The organism is Methylobacterium jeotgali, assembly GCF_022179345.1.
In the GTDB taxonomy this organism is placed as follows: domain Bacteria; phylum Pseudomonadota; class Alphaproteobacteria; order Rhizobiales; family Beijerinckiaceae; genus Methylobacterium; species Methylobacterium jeotgali.
Genome location: NZ_BPQR01000019.1, coordinates 17330 through 30996, shown reverse-complemented (window position 1 = coordinate 30996; position 13667 = coordinate 17330). Strand labels below are relative to the sequence as shown.

General features: G+C 72.1%; 13 protein-coding genes. 7 read left to right on the top strand and 6 right to left on the bottom strand.

Annotated elements, in window-relative coordinates; genetic code table 11:
- The first annotated feature begins 114 nt into the window (after positions 1 to 114).
- The 3 genes from MFF04_RS06000 (at position 115) to MFF04_RS05990 (ending at position 2514) form a co-directional block, all read left to right on the top strand.
- Entirely contained in the window at positions 115 to 1062 is a 948-nt protein-coding gene (locus MFF04_RS06000) for a lytic transglycosylase domain-containing protein (protein ID WP_238274543.1), read from the top strand.
- Between the two features lie 76 nt (positions 1063 to 1138).
- Positions 1139 to 2044 (top strand): alpha/beta hydrolase, encoded by a 906-nt coding sequence (locus MFF04_RS05995; protein ID WP_238274542.1) that lies wholly within the window; start codon positions 1139 to 1141, stop codon positions 2042 to 2044.
- 95 nt (positions 2045 to 2139) lie between these two features.
- Positions 2140 to 2514, top strand: a complete 375-nt coding sequence (locus MFF04_RS05990) for a response regulator (RefSeq protein ID WP_238274541.1) — start codon at positions 2140 to 2142, stop codon at positions 2512 to 2514.
- A 64-nt stretch (positions 2515 to 2578) separates the two neighbouring features.
- Here MFF04_RS05990 and MFF04_RS05985 read toward each other — a convergent pair whose 3' ends face one another.
- Entirely contained in the window at positions 2579 to 3652 is a 1074-nt protein-coding gene (locus MFF04_RS05985) for an endo-1,4-beta-xylanase (protein WP_238274540.1), read from the bottom strand.
- Positions 3653 to 3796: 144 nt separating this feature from the next.
- Between MFF04_RS05985 and MFF04_RS05980 the strand changes: the two genes are divergently transcribed.
- Positions 3797 to 5116 (top strand): O-antigen ligase family protein, encoded by a 1320-nt coding sequence (locus MFF04_RS05980; protein ID WP_238274539.1) that lies wholly within the window; start codon positions 3797 to 3799, stop codon positions 5114 to 5116.
- 3 nt (positions 5117 to 5119) lie between these two features.
- On the opposite strand, the gene MFF04_RS05975 is transcribed toward MFF04_RS05980, so the two are convergent.
- From MFF04_RS05975 to MFF04_RS05960, 4 genes are read right to left on the bottom strand one after another with little or no spacing between them, the layout of a single operon-like run.
- Positions 5120 to 6892 (bottom strand): pyrroloquinoline quinone-dependent dehydrogenase, encoded by a 1773-nt coding sequence (locus MFF04_RS05975; protein WP_238274538.1) that lies wholly within the window; start codon positions 6890 to 6892, stop codon positions 5120 to 5122.
- Positions 6893 to 6912: 20 nt separating this feature from the next.
- Positions 6913 to 7440 carry an ankyrin repeat domain-containing protein gene (locus MFF04_RS05970; RefSeq protein ID WP_238274537.1) on the bottom strand — a complete coding sequence of 176 codons (528 nt, stop codon included), beginning with the start codon at positions 7438 to 7440 and terminating at the stop codon, positions 6913 to 6915.
- 54 nt (positions 7441 to 7494) lie between these two features.
- Positions 7495 to 7998 carry a VOC family protein gene (locus MFF04_RS05965; RefSeq protein ID WP_238274536.1) on the bottom strand — a complete coding sequence of 168 codons (504 nt, stop codon included), beginning with the start codon at positions 7996 to 7998 and terminating at the stop codon, positions 7495 to 7497.
- Positions 7995 to 8492 carry a DUF3617 domain-containing protein gene (locus tag MFF04_RS05960; protein WP_238274535.1) on the bottom strand — a complete coding sequence of 166 codons (498 nt, stop codon included), beginning with the start codon at positions 8490 to 8492 and terminating at the stop codon, positions 7995 to 7997. Before MFF04_RS05960 ends, MFF04_RS05965 begins: the two co-directional genes overlap by 4 nt.
- Positions 8493 to 8615: 123 nt before the next feature.
- Here MFF04_RS05960 and uvrB point away from each other — a divergent pair, with 123 nt between their 5' ends.
- Positions 8616 to 11276: an excinuclease ABC subunit UvrB gene (gene uvrB / locus MFF04_RS05955; protein WP_238274534.1), complete on the top strand. Its 2661-nt coding sequence runs from the start codon at positions 8616 to 8618 to the stop codon at positions 11274 to 11276.
- Between the two features lie 3 nt (positions 11277 to 11279).
- On the opposite strand, the gene MFF04_RS05950 is transcribed toward uvrB, so the two are convergent.
- A complete protein-coding gene (locus tag MFF04_RS05950) occupies positions 11280 to 12494 on the bottom strand; it encodes an acyltransferase family protein (protein WP_238274533.1) in 1215 nt (404 codons plus the stop codon).
- A 195-nt stretch (positions 12495 to 12689) separates the two neighbouring features.
- Between MFF04_RS05950 and MFF04_RS05945 the strand changes: the two genes are divergently transcribed.
- Together MFF04_RS05945 and MFF04_RS05940 are read left to right on the top strand one after the other, a co-directional pair.
- Positions 12690 to 12881: a hypothetical protein gene (locus MFF04_RS05945; RefSeq protein WP_238274532.1), complete on the top strand. Its 192-nt coding sequence runs from the start codon at positions 12690 to 12692 to the stop codon at positions 12879 to 12881.
- A gap of 68 nt (positions 12882 to 12949) precedes the next feature.
- On the top strand, positions 12950 to 13645 hold the full coding sequence (locus tag MFF04_RS05940) for a YidB family protein (protein ID WP_238274531.1): 696 nt from the start codon (positions 12950 to 12952) through the stop codon (positions 13643 to 13645).
- Positions 13646 to 13667: the final 22 nt, after the last annotated feature.

Genomic DNA, 13667 nt, shown 5'->3' with positions numbered 1-13667 from the left:
CGCCGCCACTGGCGCGGCCGGCAGATATAGCGCGCCGCCGCCGGATCGCGAACGACTTGGGATCGCGAACGCCCCGCCATTGCCTCGGGGGAGCGCGACGCTAAAACCTGCGCCGTGAGATCCCCCATTCCTCTCGTCGCCTTGCTCGGGCTGATCGCGCTCGGCCTGCCGGCCCCCGCGCGCGCCGCGCCCTCCGAGAGCGGCGAGACCGTCGAGCAGGCGCTCTGCCGGCTGATCGAGGGTGCCGCCCGGAGCCACGCCCTGCCCGTGCCCTTCCTGACCCGGCTGATCTGGCGGGAGAGCAGCTTCCGGGTCGGCGCGGTGAGCCCGGTCGGCGCGCAGGGCGTCGCCCAGTTCATGCCCGGCACCGCCAAGGAGCGCGGCCTCTCGGACCCGTTCGACCCGGAGCAGGCGATCCCGCACGCGGCGCATCTGCTGGCCGATCTCAAGCGGCAGTTCGGAAATCTCGGGCTCGCGGCGGCGGCCTACAATGGCGGCCCGACGCGGGTCACGAACTGGCTCGCCGGCTCCGGCGGCCTGCCCTCGGAGACCCGCGCCTACGTCTACGCCATCACCGGACAGCCGGCGGAGGACTGGCGGCCGCGCGCCGCCGTCGAGCTGGGACCGCCGGAGGGCGGCCCCGCGAGGAAGCCCGGCGAGACCGCCGAGAAGCCCGGCGCACCTGCGAAACCCGAGGCCAAGGCGGAGGCGAAGCCGGATGCGCCCCAGACCTGCCTTCAGACGACGGCGGCCCTGCGGGTGCCCTCGCGCGGCGACCGCTTCGCGCTGGCCCTCAACGAGGGGCCGGCGGCCCCCTGGGGAATCCAGCTCGCCGGCAACTTCTCGAAAGCGCTGGCGCTGCGCAGCTTCTCCGCCACCCGCTCCCGCTACGCCGGGGTGATCGGCGAGGTCCGCCCGATGATCATCGGCACCCGCCTGCGCTACCGGGGTACGCGCGCCTTCTACCGGGTGCGCATCCCCGCCGAGAGCCGGCAGGCCGCCGATACGCTCTGCGGGCGGATTCGCACCGCGGGCGGAGCCTGCATCGTGCTCAAGACCTGACCAGCGCCGCCGATCCGTCATGAAACGGCCCCGACGCGCGTGCGATCACGCCGACTCGCGGCCCTCCGGAACCCGAATGACCCGAATTCTCACCGCCCTGGCGAGCTTTCTGTGCCTCGCGCTCTCGGCCGCGGGGCTCGCCGCCTGCTCGCCGCTCGGGCTCTTCGACGCCATCGGCCCGCGCGATGCCGGCGCACGGCAGGCGGCGAAGAACCAGCCCTTCGGCCAGCACCCGCGCCAGCATCTCGACGTCTACGTCCCCGAGGACCTGTCCGAGCCGGCGCCGGTCGTGGTCTTCTTCTACGGCGGCTCCTGGTCGAGCGGCGCGAAGGAAGATTATGCCTTCGTCGGGCATGCGCTCGCGGCGCAGGGCTTCGTCACGATCGTCCCGGACTATCGGCTCGCCACCGAGGCGCCCTACCCCGCCTTCCTCGAGGACGGTGCGGCGGCGGTGGCCTGGGCGCAGCACAACGCGGCCCGCTTCGGCGGCGATCCCCGCCGCGTGGCGCTCGCCGGGCACTCGGCCGGCGCCTACAACGCACTGATGCTCGGGCTCGACCCGCGCTATCTGCGTGCCGCCGGCGCCGATCCGCGGGTGGTGAAGGCGGTTGCGGGCCTCTCCGGGCCCTACGATTTCCTGCCGCTCGACAACGACACCACCAGGCGCGTCTTCGGGCAGGCGCCGGACCTGAAGGGCACGCAGCCGGTCGCCTTCGTGGGGCCGATGTCGCCGCCGGCCTTCCTCGCGACGGGTGACGGCGACACCGTGGTGCGCCCGCGCAACACGCAGAGCCTCGCCGAGCGCCTGCGGGCGGCGAACGTGCCGGTCCAGGAACGCGTCTACGCCGGACTCGACCACACCGACACGCTGCTCGCGCTCTCCGTCACCTTCCGATCCAAGGCGCCGGAACTGGCCGAGATGGCCGCCTTCCTGCGCGGGCAGACCGCCTCGCGGGCGCGGGGTCGGGTCGGATTTCGTTAAGGTCTTCGCCGGGCCCCTCTCGACATTCAGCGAAATCCTGCCACGAACGCATGCGGAGCCGCCTCCCTCCTGAGGTTGCCGAGTTCCCGCGCCCGATGCCGTTCTCCGCGACAGAGAAGCCCCTCGTCCTCGTCGCCGAGGACGAGTTCGTGACGCGACAGGCAGCCATCGACATGCTGCGGGAAGCCGGCTTCGCCGCGCTCACCGCCACCAACGGCACCGAGGCGATCCGGCTTCTGGAGGATTGCCGCGAGATCCGCGCCGTGCTCACCGACATCGACATGCCCGGCGGACCCGACGGCATCCGTCTCGCGGCCTGCATCCAGCATCGGCGCCCGGACGTGCACGTCATTATCGTGTCGGGAAAGGTCATTCCCGTCGAGGGCGACCTGCCGAGCGGCTCCCTGTTCTTCGCCAAGCCCTACAACGAATCCGAACTGATCGACGCGCTTCGCGGCCTGCTGGCCTGAGCTCAGGCCTTTCGCAACCCGGCGCGGGCCGCCGCGTGGTCCGGCGCGGCCTCGAAGGCGCGCTTCATGGCCTGCAGAGCGGCTTTCGCCGATACTGCGCGTCGAGCGGCAGGGCCCGCTGCGGCAGCCCGTCCGGACGGCGCCGGATCGGCGAGGCGTTCAGCCATGTGCCGCGATCGGTGACGTTCCAGGTGACGACGTTGAGCACTGCCGGCTCGTCGAGCACCGTGTCGAGGAAGCGCCGTCCGAGATCGGCGACGCCCTGGTCGCGCTTCTGCGGATCGGCGGGGAAGGCGCGGTCGTCCACGTCGAGCTCGGTGATCTCGATGGCGAGGCCGAGGCCCGCGACCTCCCGCAGGAAGGCCCGCAGCTTGCCCTGATCGAGGGGGAAGGTGCTGTAGAGGTGTCCCTGTAGGCCGAGCCGGCGGATTGGCACGCCGCGCCGCTTCAGGCCCTCCAGGGTGCGCAGGACGAGGGCGCGGCGGGCCTCCATCCAGGGCGCGGCCTGCTCGCAGTCGTTCTCGTTCCAGACGCCCGCGGCGGCGGGGTCGACCTCGGCGAGCATCTGGAAGGCGAGGTCGACGTAGCGCGGACCGAGCGCGGCGAGCCAGGGCGAGCGGCGCAACCCGTCCGCCCGGCCCTCCTCCGGCGCGACGATCTCGTTGACCGCGTCCCAGCTCTCGAAGCGGCCGCGGAAATGCCCGGCCGCCGAGGTGATCCACTGCCGCAGAAAGGTCTCCGCGCCCGGTCCCGCGATGCGCGGGCGGACCCAGGCGGGGATCGCCTCGTGCCAGATGAGCGTGTGTCCCCGCATCCGCATCCGGTGCCGCGTGGCAAAGGCCAGGGTCGCGTCGGCTGCGGCGTAGCTGACGAGATCGGGGCGCGGCAGCACCGCGTCCATCTTGGTGGCGTTCTCGCAGACGAGGAGGCCGCATTCCCGCGCCAGCGCCGCCGCGTAGTCCGGATCGCGCTCGATCATCGGGTGGACCGCCGCGCTGCCATAGGCGATGCCGATCCGGCCTGCGGCGGCGGCGAGACCGTCCGGCGCGTAGGCCAGGGCCGGCAAGGCGCCGAGCGTGGCCGCGCCGGCGATCCATTCGCGGCGGCTGAGCGTCGGTCCGGGCAGGCGTGGGGGCATGGCGACAGGCTAGCACGGCCCGCCGCGCGGAGGCGCCGGAGGCGGCATCAACCTTAAGGGGCGAAACCCGCGGGAGCCCGCCGCCGCCGCGCTATACTCCGCCCGAGGGCGACGAGGGGTGCGCCCGCGCGAGGCCCCGTCCCGATGTCGTCGGCTGCCGACCACGCCCTGCGAGCGGGAACCGGACGGGACGCGGCCGCCCGCGACCTGCCGGACGGCCTGCGCATGGGGCTCGCCGGGGCCTGTCTCCTCGCCTTCCTCAACCACACGCCGCTGACCGACCTCAGCAACCCGGCCCATCTCGACGCCTGGGAGGGCGGCAACCTCAAGACCCAGGTGCTGTTCCTCGGCCTGTTCGCGGCGATGGCCTGGGCCCTGTGGCGGCTCGGGATCGAGCGGCTGCGGCCGCTCCTGAGCCTGCCGCTGCTCGCCTGCGCCGCCTGGCTCGGCGCGACGCTGCTGACCTCCGCCGATCCGCTGCTCTCGATCCGCCGCGCCGTGCTCCTCGGGATCGTCGCGGTGCTCGCCGCCGGGGTGCTGGTGCTGATGCGCTCGGTCCGCCAGTTCGCGCTGACCTTGGCGGGCGTCAGCGCGGTGCTGATCGGCGGCTCCTTCCTCGCCGTGGCGCTGGTGCCGGGCCTGTCCGTTCACAACAGCTTCGACCTGCTCAACGAGCCCGCTCATACCGGCCTGTGGCGGGGCCTCTTCGCGCACAAGAACGAGGCCGGCGGCGTCATGGCGATGTTGGTCCTCGTCGGGCTGTTCGTGGTCGCGAGCGGCGAGCGGGCGATCGGCTGGGCGATCGTCGCGGGCGCGGCCGTGTTCCTGGCGGGCACGACCTCCAAGACAGCGATCGCCCTGGTGCCGATCGTGCTCGTCTCCACAGGCCTCTGCCGGCTGCTCCCGGGGCGGCTGCTGCGGGCTGGGCTGCTGCTCGGGCCGGTGCTGGCGCTCTCCGTCATCACCCTCGGATCGGTCTTCGTGCCGGCCGTCGAGGAGAATGTCGGCAAGGTCCTGCCGGACACCTCCTTCACCGGCCGCACCGAGATCTGGGAGTTCGCCGCCGAGAAGATCTCCGAGCGGCCCGTCACCGGCTGGGGCTACGGTGCGTTCTGGCGGACCGAGCGGACGATGTACGGCGGCGCCGAGGCGCTGACCTGGGTGCAGACCGCCGACCACGGCCACAACGGCTTCATCGACACGGCGCTGGTCATCGGCCTGCCCGGCCTCGCCCTGACGCTGATCGCCTTCGCCTGGATGCCCCTGCGCGACCTCCAGCGGGCGGCGCCGACCGGCGCCATCGATCCGGCGACGATGCTGTTCCTGCGCCTGTGGATGTACGGGCTGACCTCCGCCTCGTTCGAGTCGACCCTCTACAGCCCGAACGCGCCGCCCTGGTGCCTGTTCATCCTCGCGGTATTCGGGCTGCGGATGCGGGCGGCGCTCAAGCCCGTCGCCGGCTGAGCCTCAGTCCGGCAGCGCGAAGACGACCAGCGCGTCGCCGGTGCCGAAGCCGGACGACTTGGTGAAGGAGGCGCCGCCCGCCGCCACTGCCACGTACTGCCGCCCCTCGACCGAGAAGGTCATCGGCGGCCCGCCGATCCCGGCGCCGCACTGGAAGCGCCAGAGCATCTGGCCGGTCTCGGCATCGTGGGCGTCGAGATGCCCGTCTTCCTCCCCGGATAAGACGAGGCCGCCGGCCGTGGCGAGCGTCCCGCCGGAGAGCCGGCTGCCGGCCTTCACCGTCCAGGCGATCCCGCCGCCCTCGGCGAGGTCGACGGCCGTCAGGGTACTGAAGCTCGGTTCGGCCCTGGCCTCCCCGGTCTCGGTGTAGCGGATCGGCGGGCGGCCCTCCGCGCCCGGCAGCGTCTTGACCGTGTAGGTCGCCGCCCCGTGGCGGACCTGCGCGAAGGCGAGGCCGCGCGCGGCATCGTAGGCGACGGGATGCCAGGAGATGGCGCCGAGGGGGCCCGGGCTCACCACGGTGCCTTCGGGGGTCGGTGGCGCGAACAGGTTCTTTTGCGTGATGAGGGGCCGCGAGCGCGCCAGCAGCCGCCCGTCCCGCCGGTCGTGCACGAAGATCCAGCCGGTCTTGCTGCCCTGGGCGACCGCCTTCACCGGTCCGTCCTCGCCGGGATGATCGAGGAGGAAGGCCGGGCTCGCGACGTCGTAGCCCCACTCCTCGTGAGGCACCTGCTGGAAGTGCCAGCGCAGCTTCCCGGTCGCCACGTCGAGGGCGACGAGGCTCATCGTGTAGAGGTTGTCGCCGGGCCGGGAGAGGCCGAGGTTCTGCGGCGCTGGGTTGCCGGTGCCGAGGTAGATCAGCCCCAGTTCGGCGTCGTAGGCCGGCGTCATCCAGAGGGATCCGCCGCCGACCCGCCAGGCGTCGCGGTTGGCGGGCGCGGCCGCCTTCTCCGCCGCGACGTCCCGGTGCAGCGGCGTGCCGTCCGGCGTCGCGGTGACGTAGCCGCCCTCCCAGCCGTCCGCCTTGGTGACGTACCAGCGCCAGCGCTCCTCGCCGGTGCGCGCGTCGTAGGCGGCCAGCCAGCCCCGGCGGCCGTAGCCGCCCTCGATGCCGATCACCGAGCCGCCGTCGAGGCCGCCCTTCTCGTCCTCGACGTGGAGGCCGTAGCCCGCCCCCGTCACGCCGACGATGACGAGCCCGTCCGCCACCAGCGGCGGCATCTTGAAGCCGAGGCGGCTCGAGCCCTGCACGGGCTTGCCGCCGAGCTGCGCGGCGAGACCGGAGGCTGTCTCGCTCTCGCCCTCCTCCGGCCGCACCGCCTCCTTGTCCCAGACGACACGCCCGCTGCCGGCGTCGAGGGCGAGGAGGCGCCCGTCCATGGTCGCCTCGAAGACGAGCCCGCCCGAGACCGCGACGCCCCGGTTCGAGGGCGGGCCGAACACCTTCTCCGTGCGGGCGCGATGCGTGTAGGTCCAGAGCACGCGGCCGGACTTCGCCTCGATCGCCGCGACGTGGTTCTGCGTGGTCGAGACGTAGAGCGTCCCGTCGACCACGACGGGCTGCGCCTGGAAGGTGCCGGTGACGCCGGTCTGGAAGATCCAGGCGGGGCGCAGGCGGGCGACGTTGCCGCGGTCGATCTGCGCGAGCCCCGAGAAGTTGCGGTTCTCCGGCCCGCCTGCGAAGGCCGGCCAGTCGCCCTCCGCCGCCCTCGCGGATGACACGCCGATGAGGATCGCCAGCAGCGCCGGCCCCGTGATCGATCCGCCGCGCATCATGCCGCCCTCCCCCCGTCGCGTCAGGCCTTGCCGGCCGCCGCTTCGTCCAGCCTCGCGGGCGTGACTTGCGCGCCCATGGCGCGGGCCATGTCGGCGGCGGTCTGGCCGGAGCCGTCCAGTCGGGCCGGGTCGGCGCCTTCGGCGAGGAGCAGGTCGACGATCTCGATCCGGTCGAACATCGCCGCGACCATCAGGGCGGTGCGGGTGCCGTCTCCGGCGCCGTCGACGGGCGCGCCGTGATCGAGGAGGAGCCGCACCATGCCTGCGTCACCCTTGAAGGCGGCGCCGGCGAGCGGCGTCTGGCCGCGATCGTTGGCGAGCTCGGTGTCGCCACCGGCTTCCAGGATGACGCGGGCGGCCTCGGCCTGGCCGTTATAGGCGGCGAGCATGAGCAGGCTGTCGCCCTTGTCGTTGCGCAGGTTCGCCGGCAGCCCCTGGGCAAACAGCTCCGCCAACTCGGCGGCGTGGCCCATCCGCGCGAACTGGAAGACACGGCCGGCGAAGGCGAGGGTCGCGTCGTCGAGGGCGGGGCGGGCGTCGTCGGTCATGAAGGGCTCCGGTGTACCGCCGAATCTGGCGCGCTCGCCCCTCCGGTAAAGGCGTCAGCGCTCCCGGCGCAGGGCGTCGAGGTCGAGCCGGCGCGTCACCATGGCGAGGCCGCCCCGCGAGTCCTGCGGCCATTCCGCCTCCGGGCGGTCGCGGTAGAGCTCGACGCCGTTCCCGTCCGGATCGCGCAGGTAGAGCGCCTCGCTGACGCCGTGGTCGCTCGCCCCGTCGAGGGGGATGCCGGCGGCCTCGACCCGGCGCAGGGCGTCGGCGAGCGCCGCCCGCGTCGGGTAGAGGATCGCGAGGTGGTAGAGCCCGGTCGTGCCGGGCGGAGGCGGACTGCCGCCGGCGCTCTCCCAGGTGTTGAGGCCGATATGGTGGTGATAGCCACCGGCCGAGACGAACGCCGCCTGACCGCCGAAGCGCTGCGTCAGCGCGAAGCCGAGAACGCCGCAGTAGAAGCCCAGCGCCCGCTCGATCTCCGCCACCTTGAGGTGGACGTGACCGATCCGGGTGCCGGGATCGATGGGCCGGCCGCCGTCGCCGCTCGCGACCGTCAACGGGGTGCCACCGGCATCTTCACCACCTTGCCGTCGGGCAGGATGATGTCGCCGGGGCTCTGGCCCTTCTCGCAGGGGCCGAGCCAGGTCGCCTCGATGACCATGGACTTGGTGACGGGCTCCTTCGTGTTCGGGATGCCCGTGAGAACGCTCGTCGTCTCGATGCGGATGCGGCTGTTGAAGTCGCCGGTGATCGTGCCTTTGCCGGAGGCGGAGATGGGGCCGATCTTGCAGTCCGACTCGGTCGCGTAGCCGGTGCTCGTCTTGACGAGCGCGCGCTTCGAGCAGGTGCCGAGGCCGCCCAGCGTGCTCTCGGCGAGCTGGTCGGTCTTCTCGTCGATGCACTGGCGCGCCGTGACGTTGGCGTCGGCGGAGGTGGTCTTCGACTCCCAGAGGCCGGCCTTGCGGGCGGGCAGGGTCTCGGCGGCCATGGCGAGGCCGGACCCGGCGAGCATGGCGGCTCCGAGGCTCAGGCGGACGATCGTGTGGCGCATGGGCATCCTTCTTGCCGGTCCGGACCCGGCAGGGCGCGAAGGGCTAGCCGCCCATAGCCGTGCCGACAAGCGCGCGACGGCACAGACCTTTGCGACGCGCCGGTTCGCGGCCATATCTGTCGGATGCCGACTCCGAAGAAGCCTCGCTCCGCCTCCGGGAAGGCGGAGAAGCCCGAGCTGAAGCCGCTCGACGAGCATCTCGCCGCGCTTCTCAGCCCCGCCCTCAACCGGGAGCGGGTGAAGGCGGAGGCGCCCGCGAAACCCGCCAAGGGCCGCAAGCGGGCGGAGAACGGCTTCGCCGAGGCCCCGCAGTCGGGCTACGCGATCGGCGACGCCGCCGAGGTCGACCCGCGCCTCGCCCAGGCGCTCGGCCTCGCCGCGCCCGAGGACGGTCCGCTGCCCGCCGGCGCGCCCGACCCGGAGCCGGTATCGCTGGCCAGCGAGGGCGTCTCGGCCACCGTCGAGGCCCTCGAGAAGCTTCTCACCGAGGGCAACCCGCTCTTCAAGAACGGGCAGGCCTGGGTGCCGCACCGGCCGGAGCGGCCGGCGAAATCCGAGGGCGGCGTCCGCTTCACGCTGAAATCCGAGTTCACTCCGGCCGGCGACCAGCCCACCGCCATCGCCGAACTCGTCCAGGGCGTGAAGGCCGCGGAGCGCGATCAGGTGCTGCTCGGCGTTACCGGCTCGGGCAAGACCTTCACGATGGCCAAGGTCATCGAGGAGACGCAGCGCCCGGCCCTGATCCTGGCGCCGAACAAGACCCTCGCCGCCCAGCTCTACGGGGAGTTCAAGAGCTTCTTCCCCGAAAACGCGGTGGAGTACTTCGTCTCCTACTACGACTACTATCAGCCGGAAGCCTACGTCCCGCGCTCGGACACCTTCATCGAGAAGGAATCCTCGATCAACGAGCAGATCGACCGCATGCGGCACTCGGCGACCCGGGCGCTCTTGGAGCGGGACGACGTGATCATCGTCGCCTCGGTGTCGTGCATCTACGGCATCGGCTCGGTCGAGACCTACACGGCGATGTCCTTCACCGTGACGCTCGGGGAGAAGATCGAGCAGCGCCAGCTCGTCGCTGACCTGGTGGCGCTGCAGTACAAGCGCATCCAGTCGGATTTCGCACGCGGCACCTTCCGGGTCCGCGGCGACGTGATCGAGCTGTGGCCCGCCCACTTGGAGGATCGCGGCTGGCGCATCGGCCTGTTCGGCGACGAGATCGAGTCGATCGTCGAGTTCGATCCTCTCACCGGCAAGAAGATCAACGAGCTGAAGTTCGTGAAGGTCTACGCGAACTCGCACTACGTGACGCCACGCCCGACCCTCCAGCAGGCGATCAAGGGCATCAAGAGCGAGCTGAAGCTCCGGGTCGACGAGCTGACCCGCATGGGCCGGCTCATCGAGGCGCAGCGGCTGGAGCAGCGCTGCACCTTCGACATCGAGATGATCGAGGCCACCGGTGCCTGCAACGGGATCGAGAATTATTCGCGGTATCTGACGGGGCGGAAGCCTGGAGAACCCCCGCCGACCCTGTTCGAGTACCTGCCCGACAACGCCCTCGTCTTCACCGACGAGAGCCACGTCACGGTGCCGCAGATCGGCGGCATGTACCGGGGCGACTTCCGGCGCAAGGCGACGCTCGCCGAGTACGGCTTCCGCCTGCCTTCCTGCCTCGACAACCGCCCGCTCCGCTTCGAGGAGTGGGACGCGATGCGGCCGCAGTCGGTCCACGTCTCGGCGACGCCGGGCAAGTGGGAGATGGAGCGCACGGCGGGCGTCTTCGCCGAGCAGGTCATCCGCCCGACCGGCCTCATCGACCCTGTGATCGACGTGCGCCCGGCGCGCTCCCAGGTGGACGATCTGTTGGGCGAGGTCCGCGAGGTCGCCCAGGCCGGCTACCGGACGCTGGTGACGACGCTCACGAAGCGCATGGCCGAGGATCTCACCGAGTATCTCCACGAGAACGGCGTGCGTGTGCGCTACATGCACTCGGACATCGATACCCTGGAGCGCATCGAGATCATCCGCGACCTGCGGCTCGGCGCCTTCGACGTGCTGATCGGCATCAACCTGCTGCGCGAGGGGCTCGACATCCCGGAATGCGCCCTCGTCGCGATCCTCGACGCCGACAAGGAGGGCTTTCTCCGCTCCGAGACCTCCCTGATCCAGACCATCGGCCGCGCCGCCCGCAACGCGGACGCCCGCTGCATCCTCTATGCCGATCAGGTCACCGGCTCCATGGAGCGGGCGATGGCCGAGACCGAGCGCCGCCGCCAGAAGCAGCTCGCCTACAATGCCGAGCACGGCATCACGCCCCAGAGCGTGAAGCGCGGCATCGCCGACATCCTGGAGAGCGTCTACGAGCGCGACCACGTCAAGGTCGACACCGGCCTCTCCAAGACGGAGGCCACCGTCGGCCACAACCTCAAGGCGGTGATGGCCGACCTCGAGAAGCGCATGCGCGCGGCCGCCGCCGACCTCGACTTCGAGGAGGCGGCGCGGATGCGCGACGAGCTCAAGCGCCTCCAGGCGACGGAGCTTCTTGTCTCCGACGACCCCCTCGCCCGTCAGGGCGACGTCGAGCGAGAGGCCGGCCGCTACGGGCAGAAGGGCAGCCGCATCTCGAAGCCCACCCTCGACAACATGGGCCCCGGAACCGACCGGGAACTGCCCGTCGGCGCCCCCGTCTGGCAGGAGCGCCCGAAGGCGCGCTCGACGCAGGGCCTCGGCGGCCAGCGGCCGAAGTACAAGGGCCGCGGCTCGGGCTCGAACCGCGGGCGCTGACGCTCACCGGGCCGGGAGCACGGCGGGCGCGCCCCGGCGGAAGCCCCGCAGGATGAGGCGCCGCGCCGGCTCCTCCACGAGCAGGTGCGCGAGCGTCGCTGCGGCGAGCGCCGCGAGGCTCGCCACCGTCGCGCCGAGCCAGGGATGGGCGAGCAGCGCCCCGTGCAGCACCGCCCGGTCGATCGTGTTCAGGGCCGCGTAGACGGGGATGTGCAGCAGGTAGAGGGCGAAGGAGACCTTGCCGAGGAACACGAGCGGCCGCGCGCAGAGCGGTCCGCCCCGCATCCCGGCGCCTGCGAGGATCAGTGGCCCCCAGGCCAGGATCGACAGCCCGTTATGGACGACGGCCTGCGGCGCGGCGTGCATCAGGGCCAGCGTCGCCGCGAAGCCCGCCGCGGAGAGCGCTAGAAGGACCGGCACCGGTGGCCGCACCCGCTGCCAGAGCGTGAAGAGCAGAAGCCCGGCCATGAACTCCGGCAGGTGCATCAGCGGGAAGTACTTGATGAATTGCGCCGCCAGCACCGGCAGGAGGCCGCCGGGCTCCGGCTCGATCAGCGAGACGCCGGCCCCGTAGGCGCTCCAGACCAGCGTCGCGATGGCGGCGAGCCCGCCCCAGAGGGCGAGCGTGGCGAACAGCGCCCGCGAGGGGCGCCGGAGCACCAGCGGCAGCAGCACGGGGAACAGGGCGTAGAAGAAGATCTCCACCGAGATCGACCAGCTCGGGCAGTTGAGCGAGCAGGCGGCCCCCGGCAGCCAGGCGTGGAGGCCGAGCGGCGCCAGGACGGCGCCCGAGGCCATCAGCCCCTGAAGAGGCGGCTCGCTCTTCATCACCCAGCCCGCGAACCAGGGCAGGTGCAGCGCCAGCGACAGCAGGAACAGGGGATACACGCGCGCCAGCCGCGCCCGGTAGAACCGGCCCCGCGCCTCCGGCGCCGAGAGGTCCACGCCGCAGTAGTTGTAGGCCAGGATGAAGCCGGACAGGACGAAGAAGAAGGTCACGCCGGTGAAGCCGAGCCCGATCACGTCGAGGCGCGGCGCGGCGGCGAAGTAGTAGCGGTCGTAGTGGAAGGCGACGACGTAGACGGCCGCGAGGAAGCGCAGGGACGTCAGCGCCGGCAGCGGCTCGACGCGGGGATGCGCCGGCCTATCCCGATCCCCGAACGCGCTTGCCGCCTCGCCCGCCATGACGCCCGTCTCGACCCCGGCTCCCGGCCACATGCCGTGCCCTGTCCCGAGAGTACCGCGGCGCCGTCACCGCTTTCCCAAGGTCGCGATGCGGGCGAAGGCTTTCTGCGGACAAGCTTACCGAAATTCCGGCTGCGACCGGATGGCCCCGGAACCGGAAAAGCGTCCCCGCTTTCTCTCACCAAGATCGAGGCCGCTGCCTCTCACCCCTTGCGAATGTTCAGCGCCATGACCGGAAAGACCCTTCGCCGCTCCGTCCTCCGCTCCCGCGCCGGTGCCGGCGTGCGCACGCTTTTCCTCGCCGGGCTCGTCGCCTCGGCCGGTCTCGCCACCCTCGGGAGGCCGGCCGCGGACGCAGGCGCGCCCCATGACGGCCGCGTCGCCGCCGCCTCGAATTCCACCGCCGCGCGGACGAACTGAGCGCAACCGGGGCCGCCCTCCGCCCGTTGAACGCCGGCGCGGAGCCTGTCGCGCGGGAGATTCGGCACATGGGTTTGCTCGACAGCGTCATCGGCGGCGTTCTCGGACAGGTGCTCGGCGGTGGCCGCGGCGCGCCGGGCGGCCAGAGTTCCGGCGGCTCGGCGATGTCGCCGCTGGTGAAGGCCCTGCTGATGCTGCTCCTCGCCAAGGGCATGAGCGGCGGCTTCGGAGACATCTTCGGCCGGCAGGGCCATCCCCCGTCCGGGCCGGATGCCGGGCACGCGCCGGAGCCTCGGGACGCCGATCCGCGCTCGGGCGACATCGGCGGCTTCGATCAGTACGGCGGCCGCCGCGACGGCCCGTCCCGCGAGGGCGACTACAGCGACCTTTCCGGCATGCTCGACGGCCCCGGTGGCACTTCGGCCGAGCGCTCTCCGGGCGCTGGCCCCTATGCCGATCTCGACCGGGAGCCCGGCGGGCAGCGGCCCGATCTCGGCGGTCTCGACGGCCTCGTGGAGCGCTTCGAGCGTGGCGGCCTCGGCGACGTGATCGGCTCGTGGATCGGCCACGGCAGCAACCGGCCGGTGCAGCCGCAGCAGCTCGCGAGCGCGCTCGGTCCCGACACGATCGACACCCTGGAGCGCCAGACCGGCCTGGACCGCGACACGCTGCTCACGCAGCTCGCGCAAGTGCTGCCGGAGGTCGTGCACCAACTCACGCCGCAGGGGCGTCTGCCGGGTGAGGAAGACCGCAGAAACTGGTAGCGCGTATCGGGCTCAGCCCTGG